This window comes from Herbiconiux sp. (assembly GCF_023264855.1).
In the GTDB taxonomy this organism is placed as follows: Bacteria; Actinomycetota; Actinomycetes; order Actinomycetales; family Microbacteriaceae; genus Herbiconiux.
The window spans coordinates 1-15,431 of the sequence record NZ_JAHFUW010000072.1 but is presented as its reverse complement, the minus strand read 5'-3'; the positions used below and the strand labels follow the sequence as shown (position 1 = coordinate 15,431).

Genomic DNA, 15,431 nt, shown 5'->3' with positions numbered 1-15,431 from the left:
GATGAAGCGCCGCACCTTCCTCGGCGCCGCCGCCGGCGCGGCCGCCCTCGCGTCGCTCGGCCGGGTCGCCCTAGGCCCGGTCGAGGCGGCGCGGGCGGCGACCCGCGCCGTCGACTTCGCGGACTTCCCCCTGCGCTTCGACCACCTCGACTGGCAGTTGCAGACGGTGCACACGCAGAGCGGATCGACCGTCGCCGGCTTCACCTACGCATCCGGAACCGGCGCGGGGCAGCGCACCGACCAGCACGGCGTCAGCTGGCCGACCCCGGCCTACTACGAGGCCGTGCTCGGCACGGGCGGGTTCGCGGCGGTGAACTCCTGGCCGATGAAGGCGATGACCCTCTACGCGCAGCAGAAGCCCGGCGGCTGGCGCGACAACGGCTGGAATCCCTACCAAGACCTCGCGGAGGGGGCGACCTGCGTCGACGACTCGGCGCGCACCGCGATCGCCCTCGTCACCGACTATCTGCTGAACGGCACCGAGGGCTCGTACCTGCGGGCGCGTGCCCTGCTCACCTTCTGCGGCTACCTGCTCACGATGGAGGGCAAGGTCTACAACTTCGCCTGGCTGGATGCGCCGGCGATGTTCGCCTGGGACCCGATGCAGTCGCAGGACAAGCACTACATGTACCGCTCGGAGTTCGTGCGGCGCAGCCAGTACCCGCCGCTCGGTGCGGGCGGATCGAAGGCGGCCTGGAACCAGTTCGAGTCGGACCCCGCCCACATCATCCCGGACGGCGCCGGGTACGCGCGCGCCGATCCCTTCGTGGCGCATCCGCCGTTCTCGATCGCCATGGACGACCTGCAGTCGACGGCGGGCGCCGATGTCGCGCCGGTCTACGACGGCCCGCTCTACAGCAGCGCCACCGGGCCGGCGACCGGGTCGCTCCTCGCGATCCGGAAGGACTGGACCACCAGCACCCACGAGCTGGGGGCGGATGACGCCCGGCTGCTCTGGGCGCTCGCTCTCGGGCTGCAGATGATGCAGAAGCGCAAGGCGCTCGGCGGTGGCCTCACGGCCGACGAGTCGACGTTCGGCGGGTTCCTGGAGAACCACCTGAACCGCCTGCTGAGGAACAGCACCCAGTACGACCTCGGAACCCTGGACAACCGCCTCGCGAGCATGTTCACCATCGGCTACGTCGAGACCTATCGCGCCTTGCAGACCGGCGGCGCCTGGGGTGTCTGGAGCCCCCTGCTCCCTCAGACCGGTGCGGCGGCCGGAGGATCCTCGAGTGCGCTCGACGACCCCGTGGCGGCCTCGGTGGTGTACGCGAAGATCGACGAGGGCATCAACCGGGTGACCTCGAAGCAGTTCCGCAGCACGGACTGGCGGGACGGTATCTTCATCGACGACCCGGTGGCCGGGGACTGGCAGGCCTGGGGCCAGCACCAGATCTACGCGCTCGCGAAGGCCTACCGGCTGAAGCGCGACATCGGCCAGTCCGCCGCGGCCCTCGACGGGCTGCTGGACATCGTCACCTACTCGGCCGACACCTTCTACGGCCAGCACGCCTACCACTACGCGGATACCGGCGGCAACAACGTGCGCACCCGGGAGCGCATCACGGGCATCTCCGGATGGGCCGCCTCGTTCCACACGAACAGCGCGCAATCCGTCTACCAGGAGACCCCGATCATCGGCGGCCTGCTCGAGCTGGCGGATGCCTGGGAGCAGTCCACCCGCAGCGACCGATCCACCCGGGCGGCCTCGTACCGGCGCTCCGCGAAGACCGTCGCCACCTGGTTCCTCGGCAACAACTCGGCCCTCACGCCGATCTACACCGGCAACGTGGGCACCGGTGCCTTCGAGGGCCGAGGTGCGGTGCTCGACTCGATCGCCCCCGCAGGCGGTGTCGCCACGGCCAGCGGCGACGCAGGCGGCGAGTCCACGGCCGAGGGCCTCTGGGCCTTCACCCTCATCCAGAAGGCCATTGCCGACCACGCCCTGGGCACCACCTTCACCTTCGACGTGTAGCCCCGCCCGCGCGAAACCGCTAGCGCGCCCCGGCTACCCGCAGGATGGCGAGGGACTCCGCCGCCAGCGCATCCACGTCCGCGATACCCCGTCGCGTGAGCGCCAGTGCCCGGCCCGCACGGAGGACGCCGCGGGCGGCGCCCTCGCGCTGGGCGGGTGGGAGGGTCTCGATGTCGGCGGCCTTGGCGAAGCCGACGATGCGGCGGATCGCCTTCGCCGCGGCGAAGATCGCGGCGTCGTCGCGGATGCCGGCGAGCCAGGCGTCGAGCACCTCGTCGCCCCACACGCGCGGGTCGATGCGGGACGGCCACAGGGAACGGTACTCGGTCTCGAACGACGCCCAGAGCTCGCCGGGCAGCGTGAGGATGAGCGCGGCACGATCGCTCTCGCCCAGCGCCTCGGCGCGCGCCGCCGCGATGATGAAGTTCGCCCACAGGGCCCCGAGGTCGAAGCCCGTGGGGCCCACGAAGCCGAACTCGCTGTCGAAGGCCCGCACCGAGGCATCCGCGGGCGCATCCGCACCGTCCACCGCGTCGGCCGACCCGGCCGCCGCCCGCACGAACACCGACCCGGTGTGCAGGTCGCCGTGGATGAGCGACTGCGCGGTCGTCATGAACCGCAGCTTCGCCAGGCCCATCTCGCGCACGAGGGCGTGGTCGGCGCGCAGGGCCGCGACGTCCGGTTCGTTCGCCGGCAGCACCGCGTTGTGCGGGTGCGCGATGTACGGCTCGGTGAACACCAGGTCTTCGGTGATCTGCTGCAGCTCGGGGTTCACCGCGCGCGCGATCAAGCGCTTGTGCTCGAGCGGGTCGAGGCCGAGCGGCGAGGTCGCGAACGCCGTGCGCGCCACGTACTGCCCGAGCGAAGCGGCGGCGTACGCGTGAACGCGACCGGCGTTCAGTTCGTTGCGCCAGACCCGGTGGTCGGAGAGGTTCTCGATCGCCAGCACGTAGTGCTCCGGATCGAAGTCGTAGAGCGCCGGCACGTGCGCCGCATCCGCCGCCTCGTGCGCCGCGAGCACCACGGCCTCACGCGCCGAGCGCTCGCGGGTCATCGGCCACGAGGGGTCGGTGCGCACGTGCGGCAGCGACTGCTTGAGAACGAGGGATGCCCCCGAGACGTCGGCGAGGATGAACACCAGGTTGAGGTTGCCGTCACCCACCTCGCGCACGGAGGCCAGCGCGGAGGCGTCGATCCGCGAGGCGAGGGCGGGGCGGGAGGCGAGGTACGCGGCGACGGTGTCGGAGCGGAGCTGGGTGAAGTCGGTCATGAGCGGCGGATCCCGAACGGTGCGAAAACGGAAGGTCTACGAGGCGGAGGTGGTGGAGCCGGCGGTCACCACGGTGCGCCGGCGCGAGAACGTGAAGCTGAACAGCAGGGCGATCAGCAGCACGATGCCCTTGCCGAAGTCCTGCGCGTAGTACGGCAGGCCGAGCATCGTGAACCCGGTCACCATCACGGCGATCAGCACGGCGCCGAGAGCGGTTCCCCAGGCGTTCGGGCGCCCGATCCCGAGCACCGAGACGCCCACGAGCGCGACGGCCACGGCATCCAGCAGCAGCGAGTTGCCGGCCGAGACGTCGCCCTGCCCGATGCGCGCGGCGAGCAGCAGACCGGCGATCGAGGCGAGCAGTCCGCAGCCCATGTAGGCGGCGGTGCGGTACCACTGCACCCGGATGCCGGAGAGCCGGGCGGCCTCGGAGTTGGTGCCCACGGCGAACAGCGCGCGGCCCCAGCGGGTGCGCTCGAGCAGGAACCAGAGCAGCACGGTGATCACCAGGAAGATGATGACGGGCACCGGTACCGGCCCGATCGAGCCGCGATCCAGCCACAGGAAGTCGGCCGTGAACTTGCCCGGCGCCGTGGTGCCGTTCGAGAGCGTCATCTGCGACGAGATCGACTTGCCGTCGACGATGATCAGCTTGAGCCCCACGATCACGAACATCGTGGTCAGGGTCGCCAGCAGGTCGGGGATGCGCGCGACGACGATCAAGAAGGCGTTCAGCGCCCCGATCAGCAGCCCGCAGATCAGCACCACCGTCACGGCGACCCCGCCGACCTGGTTGGCGATCACCATCGTCCAGGCCGCGATCGACACTGCGAAGCCGGCCGAGGCGCCCACCGAGAGGTCGATGCCGCCGACCGTCATGGCCAGCATCACGCCGAGCCCCGCGATCGCCGTCGGCGCGATGAACTTCAGCATGCCGAAGATGTTGTCGACGGTGCGGAAGTTCGGCTCGGTGATCAGGAAGAACAGGATCAGTGCCAGGGTGACGGCGACGAAGCCCCACTTCACCACGAAGGCCGAGGCGCGTTCTCCGGCGGAGCTCTTCGGGGCGAGCACGCTCGGGCTGGTCATGCGGGGTCCTTTCGGGGGCCGGACGGGTGGGACTGGCCGAGGAAGGCGCCGATCACGGTGGAGCGGTCGACCTCGTCGGCGTAGCGGTCGAGCTCGACCGAGCCGCCGACCAGCACGACGATGCGGTCGGCCACCTCGAAGATCTCGTCGACGTCGCTGGAGAGCACCACGGCGGCGGCCCCGTCGGCGGCGAGGGCAGCCAGGCGGGCGCCGATCTCGCGGCGCGCGGCGATGTCGACGCCGCGGAACGGCTCGTCGAGGATGGCGAGCTTGGGGTCGGCGGAGAGCCAGCGGCCCACCACGACCTTCTGCTGGTTGCCGCCGGAGAGGTCGTCGATCGAGGCATCCGGCCCGCTCGCCACCACGGAGAGGGTCTGGATGACGGTCTCGGCGCGCGAGCGCTCGGTGCGGCGGCGCACCAGCCCGAACACGCTGGACTCGGAGAGGAAGGGGAGTGTGATGTTGCGCAGCACCGACCAGCCCGGCAGGATGCCCTGCTTCTGCCGGTCTTCGGGCACTAGCACCACGCCCGCGGTGATCGCGTCGCGCGGTCGCTTCGGTGCGTAGGGCTCACCCTGCAGGGTGAGCGAGCCGGCTATCGGAGTGGCCAGGCCGCCCAGCAGCTCGGCGATCTCGGTCTTACCCGCGCCGATCAGGCCCAGGATGCCGAGCACCTCGCCGGCCTTGATGTCGAGGTCGACGGGCTCCGATTCCGGAAGGAGCCGGATGCCGTCCAGAGTCGCGACGACGCCGGAACCGCGGTGGGTCTCGCCCCGGTCGTGGTCGAGGTCGGTGGCGCGGCCGAGCATGTCGTGCAGGATCTCGTTCCACTCGAACGGGCGCACAGCATTGCTCTGCACGATGCCGTCGCGCAGCACCACCACGCGGTCGGCCAGCGCCTCGATCTCGCCGAAGCGGTGCGAGACGTACACGATCGAGAGGCCCTGCTCGCGCAACGAGCGCAGCACGGCGAACAGCCGCTCGGCCTCGGCGGCGGTGAGCGCCGAGGTGGGCTCGTCGAGGATGAGCAGCTGAGGGGTGCTGCGCAGCGCCCGCGCGAGCACGAGCAGCTGGGCGTCCGAGATCGCGAGGCGGTCGGCATCCTGATCGAGCACGCTGTCGGGCCAGTCGAGACCGAGCGTCGAGAGGGCGGCCCGGGCGTCGGCCAAGGCGGCTCGCCGGTTGCGCAGCGGATGCCTCGACGCGTGCGCCAGGTCGTCGAGCGTGAGGTTCTCGGCCACCGAGAGCCCTGGCACGATGCCGTCGGCCACCTTCTGGTGCACGGCCGAGATGCCCAGCTGGCGGGCCTGAACGGGCGAGCCGAGCGAGGCGACCGAGCCGCCCACCAGGATCTCGCCGCTGTAGCGCGAGTTGGCGCCGGAGAGCGCCTTGATCAGCGTGGACTTGCCGGCGCCGTTCGCGCCGAGCAGCGCCGTGATCTCGCCGGCCCGGAAGTCGAGCGAGACGTCGGTGAGCACGACGTTCGATCCGTAGGCCACGGAAACACCGACGAGGGACACGACGCGCACGTCGTGCCCCTCGATCGGAGCGGATGAGGCAGAGGTCATTCGGAGACCGCGGGCAGCCAATCCGCCACGACGGTGTCGTCGAGCTTCAGGGTGGGCTCCGCGGCGCGCAGCTCGGTCACGTTGGTGATGGAGTTGTCGGCGAGGAACTGCTGCGTGATCGTCTTGGCCGGGAACTGCACGTCGGTCTCGTCGAGCTGGCCGGCGAGGCTGAGGGCCAGCGACCGCACCACACCGGCGCCGACGGCGGCGGGGTCGGTGGCCGAGGTGGCGACCCAGGGGCTGCCGTCGGCGGTGATGACCTCGATGTCGGCGTTGGAGATGTCGATCCCGTACACCTTCACCTTGTCCTGGAGATTGTTCTGGATGACGGCCTGAACCGTGCCCTTGGTGATCTCATCGTACGGCGCGAAGATCGCCTGCACATCCGGGTTCTGCTTGAGCGCGGCATCCACCAGCGGGATGTTGTCGGTGGCGGTGGACTCGCTCACCTTGCCGGTGGAGAACACCACGTCGAGCTTGTGGTCGGCGACGTACTTGTTCCAGACGACCGCGCGGCGGTCGAGCGCCGCGAAGCCCTCGGCCGAGACGTAGCCGACCTTGGCGCCGTCTCCGACGTCGTCGATCAGCTGGTCGAGCACACCGGAGGCCATCGACTCGTCGGACTGGCTGGTGGTGATGACGCCGGTGGAGTCGGTGAGGGCGAGGTCGTAGACGACGACCGGGATGCCCGCCGCGACAGCCTCGGTGATCAGCGGCTGGAGGGTGTCGGTCTGGCCGTGGTCGACGATGATCGCGTCGGGCTTGCTGGCGATGGCCTGCTCGAGGTCGCTGGCCTGCTTCGCGTTGTCGTTGCGCGCATCCGTGACCTGAAGATCGATGTTGGCGAACTTCGCCTGGGCCTGGGCGCCGGCGCCCCAGGCCTCGAAGTAGTCGCCGGCGCCGCTCTGGCGCACCAGGGCGACCTTGACCGGGTCACCGTCGAAGGGCGCGGGCAGGGGAGCGGAGGCGGTGGCCGCGGTGGTGGACTCGGCGGCCGACTCGGTGCTGCCGCTGGACTGGGCGCAGCCGGTCAGCGCGAGGGCGCCGGCGGCGAGAAGAGCGGTGAGTACCGCGGCTTTGCGGGGGATGGCCATGACGGCTCCTTCGGGACGGGTTGGGGCAAGGGGGCTGTGGGTGCCTCTAGATTCAACTCCTGTGGCGAGTTATGTGACGAATTGTGTGTCCCTCTGTTACTTTCCAGCGCCCTCTGAGGTAGGGAGCCGATCCGGAGCAATAGCATTGAGGCATGACGCTGCTCACCGTGTGGAACGACACCGACCCCACAACTCCCGAACTGCAGACCCGCGACTTCGACACCATCCACGAGGTGCTCGCCGGCCTGAACGCCCGCTTCAGCCGCTGGGAGCTCAAGGAGCTCTCGGCCGAGCCCACGCAAGACGAGGTGCTCGAGGCCTACCGCACCGAGATCGACGGCGTGAACTCCGATCACGGCTACACGCTGGTCGACGTCGTCTCGATCACCCCCGCCGACACCGACGAGTACCGTGCCCAGGCCGAGGCGGCTCGCAGCAAGTTCCTCGACGAGCACCAGCACGACGACGACGAAGACCGCTTCTTCGCCCGCGGGTCAGGTGTCTTCTACCTGCACGCCAACGGCAAGGTGCACGCCGTGTTCTGCGAGGCCGGCGACCTGCTCTCCGTGCCGAAGGACACCACGCACTGGTTCGACATGGGCACCAACCCCGACTACGTCTCGGTGCGCTTCTTCCACGACGACGACGGCTGGGTGGGCCACTTCACCGGCTCCGACGTGGCCGCGAAGTTCGCCACCTACGACCAGCTGGCCTCCGTCCCGGCCTAGCCAGCCAGCACGGAGCGGTGGGTGGCCGTGTCGTGGTAGCTGCCGGCGTGGAAGACCAGCGGGGCGTCGGGCGCGTACTCGTAGCGTTCGACCTCTCCCACGTAGATGAGGTGGTCACCGGCGTCGTGGCGGGCGACCGTGCGGCACTCGAAGGTGGCGAGGGCGCCCTCCAGGAGGGGCACGCCGGCCAGTCCCTCGCGCACCGCGACCCCGGCGAACTTGTCGCTGGAGGGGGTGGCGAACTGCCGCGACAGCGCGCGCTGACCGCTCGCCAGCACATTGATGGCGAAGTGCGTGGAGCGCTCGAAGCTCGCGGCACTCGGCACCTGCTTGCCGGGGCACCAGAGCACGAGCGGCGGATCCATCGACACCGAGGCGAACGAGTTCGCGGTCATCCCGGCGCGGGCGCCCTCGTCGGTGCGGGTGGTGATGACCGCCACCCCGGTCGCGAACTGGCCGAGCGCCGTGCGGAAGTCGCGCAGGTCGAAGCGAGGCTCAGCCATCTCAGGCACGCTCCCCGCTCATGACCTCCGCGAGGAAGGTCTCGGCGCCGGCGGGGTCGAGGAACCACTCGCCGAAATCGGCCGGGTCGTCGAAGCCGTTCGCGAACCGCGAGGCGATGACGGGCTGGGCGGATGCCGCGCCGAGCAGCTGCAGCACGTGCGGGGGAGGGGGCATCAGCATGGCGTTGGTCCAGGAGACGACCGGTTCGGCCACCGACCAGTAGGTCTCGAAGGCATCCGTCTTCCAGGCGTCGTCGAAGGGCAGATCGCCGCGTTCCAGGATGGAGCCCAGGTAGCTCTGGGCCGAGCGCGAGGCGTTGTTGGAGCCCTGCCCCGTGATCGGGTCGTTGAGCACCACGACGTCGGCCATCCCGAGCACGGTGCGCCCGGAGGGCAGGGTCGCGATCGGCTTCCGCACGGTCGGGGCGAACCGCCCCTGGAGCACGCCCAGGTCGTCGGTGAGAGTCGCCTCCTCGGCCCGCTCCGCCTCCCAGGGGAGGAAGGTGCGCAGGATGTCCTTGGAGACCTCGAGGTGCTCCTCGGGGGTGAGACCTCCCGCGAATCGGTCCATCGGGCCGCCGGGGACACCCTCGAACACCATGATGTGGCAGGGGCCGGTGAGGGTGAGGGCGGGGAAGACGAAGTACTCGCCCACGCCCGGGATGAGGTTGAAGGCCACTTTGGAGAAGTCCGCGTCGGGGGTGAGGCCGTGCACGTAGGTCAGCGCCAGGGCGCGCTGCGGGGCGTCGAAGGTGGAGCGTTCGGCATCCCGCTCGAACAGGCGGGCGATCTCGCCCTTGCCCGCGGCGACGAGAACGAGGTCGTCTTCGGCGGTGTAGCGCTCCAGGTCGTCGACGCCGGCGTCTTCGTAGACCATCCGGCCGCCGCGGGCGACGACGAGCTCGATCAGCTGCGGGAACTTCACCCGCTGGTCGATCGACTGCGCGGGGCGGTCCAGGCGCGCGGCCCAGCTGATGGCCTTCTCGCCGGCGAGCTCCGGATGCGGCACCGTGAACCCGATCCCGTCGACGGAGGGGGCGTCATCCCACAGCGCCGCCCCGACCTCGCGCTCGTACCCCACCGGGGTGTCGAACATGCACTGACTGGACGCGACCCGGCCCGCGGCGATCTCCTCCGGCGTGCGGTTGGAGACGATCCTGACCTGGTAGCCGTGGTCGAGGAGACCGAGGGCGAGCTGGAGGCCGGACTGACCGGCTCCGACGATGGTGATGCGACGGGACATGAGAGGTGCCTTTCGATCTGCGGCCGTCATTCGGCGGCGAGGAGGGGGATGGTGGGGCTCTGCTGCTCGGGGCCGAGGGCGGAGTATCCGCCGTCGACGGCCCAGTCGGCGCCGGTCACGCCGCCGGCCTGGTCGGAGGCGAGGAACGCCACCACGCGGCCCACCTCGTCCGGGCGGCCGACCCGGCCGAGGATGTGGAACGGTGCCGCGACGCGGTCGGTCTTCGCGAGGTCGCCGCCGGAGAGGTCGTCCATGATCTTCGACCAGGTCCAGCCCGGGCTGACCGAGTTCACCCGGATGCCCTCGGCCTGCAGGTCAAGCGCCATGGAGCGGGTCACCTGTACCATGGCCGCCTTGCTGGCGGGGTACACCCAGCGGCCGGTCTGGGCGACCTTCGACGAGATCGAGGTGAAGTTCACCACGCTGCCGTGGCCCGTGGCGGCCAGGTGCGGGCGGGCGATCTCGACCATCCGCACCGCGCTCACCAGGTTGACGTCCAGGCCCCGGTGCCAGTCGGCGCGGGATGTCGTGGCGCCGTCGTCGACGTAGCTGGCGGCGAGGTTCACGATCGAGTCGAGCCGCCCGTGCGCCGCCACGACCGCGTCGACCAGGGCGGTGATCTGAGCGTCGTCGGTGATGTCGGTCAGACGGGTCTGGACCGCCGCGATGCCGAGCTTCTCCGGCAGCGCCGCGAGGCCGGCCTCGTCGATGTCGGCCACCACCACCGTCGCGCCTTCGGCCACGAGCTCGCGCACGACACCCTCGCCGATCAGGGTCGCCCCGCCGGTCACGATCATCACGCGATCCTGAAGAATTGCCACCTGGGCCTCCGCACTCGTCCGGTACCGCGGCGTCGATGCCGGCCGCGGTGTAGACCACAGTCAAGTCATCCGGATCCGCGGGGGCTATCCACTGAGCGCAGCCTCTGTCCGTCTGACGCGAAACGAGCCGTGCGTCAGCGATTTGTAACGTCGCCGAAACGTCGGAAGCCGTTTTCCGCTTCACAGCAGAGGGGCCGCGGGCGGAGAATGAGCCATGGCACTCTCTCCGGTCGTCTCGGTCCCGCGGGCCCGGGACCTGCTCACGGGCCGTCCGCCCGTGCACGCGCAGTCGGTGGACGAGGCGAACTCGGTCATCGCCGACCTGTTCTGCGCCCACGACCTGACCCCGCTGGATCGCGGCGTGCGGATGACGCTCCGCTCGGCGCACTCGAGCACGGTCGGTCTCGACCTGCTCGACTACTCCGGGGGAGTGCGGATCGCGCCGCAGGGCCTCGGCAGCTTCCACCTGGTGCAGATCCCGCTGCGCGGACGGGCCAGGATGCTCGCGCGCGGCGGCGAGGTGCAGTCCTCGCCCAGGCGCGCCACCGTTCCGCCCCTGGACAGCGATTTCACGATGGAGTGGGACGAGGCCACGCCGCACCTGATCGTCTACCTCGACCGGGCGGAGGTGGAGCGCGTGGCGGGCGAGCTCTGGAACCTCGACGACGCCGGATCGCTCGACCTCTCGTCGATCGTGGCGCTGGACACGCCCGAGGGCCAGGCGTTCCTGTCGTCGGTGCTCGCGATGCACGACCTGCTCGTCGACGGGGCGACGGGCACCGGCACGCTCCCGTTCCGGCTGGTCTCAGAGCTGATGATCGCCCGCTTCCTGCTGGCGGTCGACAACTCCGTCGCCCGCTCCCTCGGCACCTGGTCACCGCCTCGGGAACCCGGACACGCGGATGCCCTCCGCCGCCGATTCGTGGCACTGGCCGAGGCCGCGCCCACCGAAGACCTGTCGGTGCTGAGCTGCGCCCGGGCGTTGGGCGTCTCCGTGCGCACGCTGCAGGATCACGTGCGCTCGGCCTCGGGGCGCACCCCAACCGACATCCTCCGCGACATCCGGTTCCGTCGTGCACACGACATGCTGCTGCGCGCCGATGCCGGGCGCACGACCGTCACGGCGATCGCCGAGCAGTGCGGATTCGGGCACCTCGGTCGCTTCGCGGCCGACTACCGCGCCCGCTACGGCGAGCCGCCGGCCACGACGCTGCACCGCTAGCGCCGAACCGTCGCCGGGCGGTCGCCCGGGGCGCGGGATCAGCCCTGGGTGGCGCCGAAGAGCAGCCCCAGAACGTAGGTGACGGCCGCGGCGCCGAAGCCGATGGCGAGCTGGCGGAGCGCACGGCGCAGCGGCGGGCCACCGGAGAGCAAGCCCACCACGGCACCCGTTCCGAGCAGCGCGAGACCCACCAGGGCGGATGCCAGGATGACCGCCGGAAGGCCCGACATGCCGAAGAGGTACGGCAGCACCGGGATGATGGCGCCGGAGGCGAAGAAGCAGAACGACGAGAACGCGGCCTGCCAGGCGGTGCCGATCTCCTCGTGCTCGTCGGCGCCGTCGCCGGCCGCCTCGCCGGTGATCTCGGGTGCGGTGATCCCGGCATCCCCGGCCCGCACGATCCGCAGGGCCGAGGTGGTGGTCGACAGGCCGCGCAGCACGTCGTAGGCCTTGGCCTCGGCGTCCTCCTCGCTCATGCCACGAGCGCGGTACACCAGCGCGAGCTCGTTGGCGTCGACGTCGAGTCGCGGAACCGCCGTGTGGGCATCCGGATCGGGCGTGGAGGCCGCGAGCAGCTCGCGCTGCGAGCGCACCGAGACGAACTCGCCCGCACCCATCGACAGGGCGCCCGCGAGCAGCCCGGCGACTCCGGTGGCGAGCACGACGGTGGCGGGCACGCCGGTGGCCCCGATCCCGAGCACCAGGGCGAGGTTGGAGACGAGTCCGTCGTTGGCGCCGAACACCGCCGCGCGGAACGTGCCGGAGAGGCGGCTGCGGCCCCGGGCGGCGAGACCGCGCACGACCTCGCCGTGGATCCGCTCATCGGCGGCCATCGCCGCGGTCGCATCCTGGTCAGACTCATAGGGAGAACGCGCCTCGGCCCGCTGCATCAGGGCCAGCACGAACACCGAGCCGAAGCGACGGGCGAGCACGCCGAGCATGCGGGTGCGCACGTCGGCGCGGCGCGGCTTGCCGACGTCGTCGCCGAGCAGCTCGAGCCAGTGCTCTTCGTGCCGGCCCTCCGCTTCGGCCAGGGACGAGAGGATCTCGCGTTCGGTGCCGGTGCGTCGCTGGGCGAGCTCACGGTACACCTGGGCTTCGGCCCGTTCGTCGGCGAGGTACTGACGCCAACGGCGCAGCTGGGCGGGAGTCCTGGTGGGCATCGGACCAGTCTGGCAGCCGGCCCGCGCCCACCCTGTCCCAGCGCCAGGACTCCCAGATTTTCGACCCCCCGAAACCGCCGGTCCCCGAGCGTCCGGCGAACCACACCACCGCAGCGTGCACCCGACGTCTCAGGCCGTACTCGATGACCCAGGGTGAGGGTGTGGCCGGGGGATGCGACCGAAGGCCGCGTCCCCCGACCGCGCGCTCACATGTCGCGGCTCGCCGGGCGGGGACCGGCGAGCCCCGGTGACGCCGAGCGAAGCCCGGCGCCACCGGCAACAAGCACAGTCAGCTGTAGCCGGAGGGGGTGGGGAACTGGCCGGTCAGGGCGTGGTCGCCCACCTCTTGCGCCTTGTAGGCGACGGGGTCGTGCAGCGTCACGGTGCGGGCGTTGCGCCAGTAGCGGTCGAAGCCGTACTTCTCGCCGGTGGCGCGCGCGCCCGTGAGCTCGAAGACGCGCGACGTCACGTCGAGGGCCGCCTTGGTGCTGACGATCTTGGCGGCCGCGATCTCCACGGCCGCCTCGCCGCGTTCGGCATCCGTCAGCGCCCAGCCGCGCTCGGCCACCTCGATCAGCAGGTCGGTGGCGCGCCAGGTGAGCGCATCCGCGGCCCGGGTCGCGGCGGTGAGGTCGCCGGTCAGCTCCCGGATGTAGGGGTCCTCCACCGCGGTGGCGACACCGCTGGTCGACCACGGCTTGGTCGACGAACGCACGTACGCGGCGGCCTCGGCCAGCGCCCCCTCGGCGAGGGCGACGTGCACGTGCTCGAGCGCCACCTGGAAGAACAGGATCGACAGCGAGGCGTACGGGTTGTACCGCGGCCCCTCCTGCCCGCCGAACCCGAGCACGTGCTCGAGCGGCACGAGAGCCTCGTCGAACGACACCGATCCGGAGGCCGAGAGACGCTGCCCGTTGTTGGCCCAGTCGTCGTGGTGGGTGACGCCCGGCTGGGTGGCGTCGATGATGATCGCGAGGCGCTCGCCGGTGTCGACGCGGGTTCCGGATGCGGTGATGCGCTCCGAGACCTGGGCCCCGGTGGCGAAGAACTTGCGGCCCGACACGGTGAAGCCGCCGTCGGCGGCGGGCGTGAGCGCGAGCCCCGCGTCGCGCGGGTTGCCGGCGCCGCCCCAGAACCAGTGGTTGGCGGCCAGACCGCGCTGCAGCTGCTCGATGCGGGCAGTCTCCTCGTTCAGCTGCAGCCGCCAGGAGTTGACGAAGTGGTACGAGAACAGGTGGCCGAGACCGCCGTCGGCGCGCATCACCGGCCGGAGCGCCTCGAAGACCGTGCGCCATCCGAGACCCCCGCCCCCGAGCTCGCGGGGAACCAGCGCCGGCAGGATGCCCGTGGCACGCAGAGCGGCCACCTCGGCGAACGGGGCCGTGCCCTCGCGGTCGCGCTCGGCGGCCACCGCGGTGACGCCCTCGGCCAGCGCGGCGAGGGCGTCGAGCGCCTCGGCCGGGTCGGCGATCGTGCGGGGGACCCCGGATGCTGCGCCCGCGCTCATGCGCCCGACTCCTCCGCCCACGGGCTGCGGTTCCACTGGCGCAGCACCTGGTTGCCGTGCTCGAAGCCGAGCACGCACATCGCCGCCGTGTCGAGCACGAGGTATTCGCCCGTGCTGATCGGGGCGCCGATCCAGGTGGCGGCGAGGGTGCGCAGGTAGTGGCCGTGCGCGAAGAGCAGCACGTCCTCGCCCTTGTTCAGGGTGAGGTGGGCGCGGCGGATGATCGCCTGGTTGCGCCGCAGCAGATCGGCGGCCTGCTCGCCGCGACCCTCGGCATCCACCTCGATGCCGTCGCGCCAGAGGTTCCACTCGTCGCCGTAGTGTTCGGAGATCTGGTCGCTGGTCAGGCCCTCATAGGCGCCGTAGTCCCACTCGGCCAGGTCGGCGTCGACCTCGGCCTCCGGGTAGCCCACCATCATCGCCGTCTCGCGGGCCCGGATGCGCGGGCTGGTGAGCACCAGGCCGAAGCGGCGGTTGGTGAGCACGCGGGCGACGCTTCGGGCCTGGTCTTCACCGCGCGGGGTGAGGGGGATGTCGGTGCGACCCGTGTGACGGCCGTCGAGGCTCCACTCGGTCTCGCCGTGCCGCACGAGCACCACCTGGGGGGCTGTTCCGCGGGCGGCGTTCTTGAAGGTCGCGGCGGCGTTCGGGTGGCCGTCGGGGAGGTGGGTCATGGTTGGGATTTTATCGGGCTGGGAGAGGGGGGACGCGCTGATCGCCGGATGTTCGGCCTCCGCCTAGGGGTGAGCGGAGCTCAAGGCGGCGGAGGCCGAACATCCGGCGATCAGCGCTGCGCGCAGCGACAGCGCCGGGAGACCCTTCTCCTTGGTTGGTGAGGAAAAGGGGCGGAGGTTAGAGGGTGAGGAGGCCTTCGGTTTTGGTGGTGGCTGCGGTGAGGCGGGCGGCGACGTTGGACCAGTTGGCGATGTTCCAGACGGCCTTGATGTAGTCGGCGCGCACGTTGAGGTAGTCGAGGTAGTAGGCGTGCTCCCAGACGTCGAGCATGAACAGGGGGACGACGCCGAAGGGGATGTTGCCCTGCTGGTCGAAGAGCTGGAAGACGGTGAGGTTCTTGCCGATGACGTCGTAGCCGAGCACGGCCCAGCCCGAGCCCTGCACGCCGAGTGCTACGGCGGTGAAGTGGGCCTGGAACTTCTCGAACGAGCCGAAGGCGTCGTCGATGGCGGAGGCGAGTTCGCCTTCGGGGGTCTGGGTGTCGGGGGTGAGGTTGGTCCAGAAGATCGA

The 15,431-nt window shown here is 70.9% G+C and carries 14 protein-coding genes; 3 read left to right on the top strand and 11 right to left on the bottom strand.

Features of this window, described 5'->3' with window-relative positions; all coding sequences use genetic code 11:
- Window positions 1-1,978 (top strand): hypothetical protein (locus Q0D75_RS19775; protein WP_291057381.1); only part of this gene is annotated, 1,978 nt, incomplete at its 5' end.
- Between the two features lie 19 nt (window positions 1,979-1,997).
- On the opposite strand, the gene mtnK is transcribed toward Q0D75_RS19775, so the two are convergent.
- Genes mtnK through Q0D75_RS19755 form a run of 4 tightly spaced genes read right to left on the bottom strand, consistent with a single transcriptional unit; the run spans window position 1,998 to window position 6,999 of the window.
- A complete protein-coding gene (mtnK, locus tag Q0D75_RS19770) occupies window positions 1,998-3,248 on the bottom strand; it encodes an S-methyl-5-thioribose kinase (protein WP_291057379.1) in 1,251 nt (416 codons plus the stop codon).
- 36 nt (window positions 3,249-3,284) lie between these two features.
- Window positions 3,285-4,337 (bottom strand): ABC transporter permease, encoded by a 1,053-nt coding sequence (locus tag Q0D75_RS19765; protein WP_291057377.1) that lies wholly within the window; start codon window positions 4,335-4,337, stop codon window positions 3,285-3,287.
- Window positions 4,334-5,866, bottom strand: a complete 1,533-nt coding sequence (locus tag Q0D75_RS19760) for a sugar ABC transporter ATP-binding protein (RefSeq protein ID WP_291057375.1) — start codon at window positions 5,864-5,866, stop codon at window positions 4,334-4,336. The genes Q0D75_RS19765 and Q0D75_RS19760 overlap by 4 nt, the downstream gene beginning before the upstream one ends.
- A gap of 35 nt (window positions 5,867-5,901) precedes the next feature.
- Window positions 5,902-6,999, bottom strand: a complete 1,098-nt coding sequence (locus Q0D75_RS19755; protein ID WP_291057373.1) for a substrate-binding domain-containing protein — start codon at window positions 6,997-6,999, stop codon at window positions 5,902-5,904.
- A gap of 152 nt (window positions 7,000-7,151) precedes the next feature.
- Here Q0D75_RS19755 and Q0D75_RS19750 point away from each other — a divergent pair, with 152 nt between their 5' ends.
- Window positions 7,152-7,727, top strand: a complete 576-nt coding sequence (locus Q0D75_RS19750; protein WP_291057371.1) for a cupin — start codon at window positions 7,152-7,154, stop codon at window positions 7,725-7,727.
- Here the strand turns inward: Q0D75_RS19750 and Q0D75_RS19745 are convergent.
- Genes Q0D75_RS19745 through Q0D75_RS19735 form a run of 3 tightly spaced genes read right to left on the bottom strand, consistent with a single transcriptional unit; the run spans window position 7,724 to window position 10,294 of the window.
- Window positions 7,724-8,230 carry a flavin reductase family protein gene (locus tag Q0D75_RS19745; protein ID WP_291057369.1) on the bottom strand — a complete coding sequence of 169 codons (507 nt, stop codon included), beginning with the start codon at window positions 8,228-8,230 and terminating at the stop codon, window positions 7,724-7,726. The genes Q0D75_RS19750 and Q0D75_RS19745 overlap by 4 nt on opposite strands.
- Before the next feature lies 1 nt (window position 8,231).
- A complete protein-coding gene (locus Q0D75_RS19740) occupies window positions 8,232-9,473 on the bottom strand; it encodes a styrene monooxygenase/indole monooxygenase family protein (protein ID WP_291057367.1) in 1,242 nt (413 codons plus the stop codon).
- Between the two features lie 26 nt (window positions 9,474-9,499).
- A complete protein-coding gene (locus tag Q0D75_RS19735; RefSeq protein WP_291057366.1) occupies window positions 9,500-10,294 on the bottom strand; it encodes an SDR family oxidoreductase in 795 nt (264 codons plus the stop codon).
- Window positions 10,295-10,508: 214 nt separating this feature from the next.
- Between Q0D75_RS19735 and Q0D75_RS19730 the strand changes: the two genes are divergently transcribed.
- Window positions 10,509-11,516 (top strand): AraC family transcriptional regulator, encoded by a 1,008-nt coding sequence (locus Q0D75_RS19730; RefSeq protein WP_291057364.1) that lies wholly within the window; start codon window positions 10,509-10,511, stop codon window positions 11,514-11,516.
- Window positions 11,517-11,554: 38 nt separating this feature from the next.
- Here the strand turns inward: Q0D75_RS19730 and Q0D75_RS19725 are convergent, their stop codons facing one another.
- The 4 genes from Q0D75_RS19725 to Q0D75_RS19710 all read right to left on the bottom strand — a co-directional run.
- Window positions 11,555-12,679: a VIT1/CCC1 transporter family protein gene (locus Q0D75_RS19725; RefSeq protein WP_291057362.1), complete on the bottom strand. Its 1,125-nt coding sequence runs from the start codon at window positions 12,677-12,679 to the stop codon at window positions 11,555-11,557.
- Between the two features lie 289 nt (window positions 12,680-12,968).
- Window positions 12,969-14,186 carry an acyl-CoA dehydrogenase family protein gene (locus tag Q0D75_RS19720; protein WP_291057361.1) on the bottom strand — a complete coding sequence of 406 codons (1,218 nt, stop codon included), beginning with the start codon at window positions 14,184-14,186 and terminating at the stop codon, window positions 12,969-12,971.
- Window positions 14,183-14,860 (bottom strand): histidine phosphatase family protein, encoded by a 678-nt coding sequence (locus Q0D75_RS19715; RefSeq protein WP_291057358.1) that lies wholly within the window; start codon window positions 14,858-14,860, stop codon window positions 14,183-14,185. Before Q0D75_RS19715 ends, Q0D75_RS19720 begins: the two co-directional genes overlap by 4 nt.
- Window positions 14,861-15,038: 178 nt before the next feature.
- A partial coding sequence (locus Q0D75_RS19710) for a Fe-Mn family superoxide dismutase (protein ID WP_291057356.1) occupies window positions 15,039-15,431 on the bottom strand: 393 nt, incomplete at its 5' end.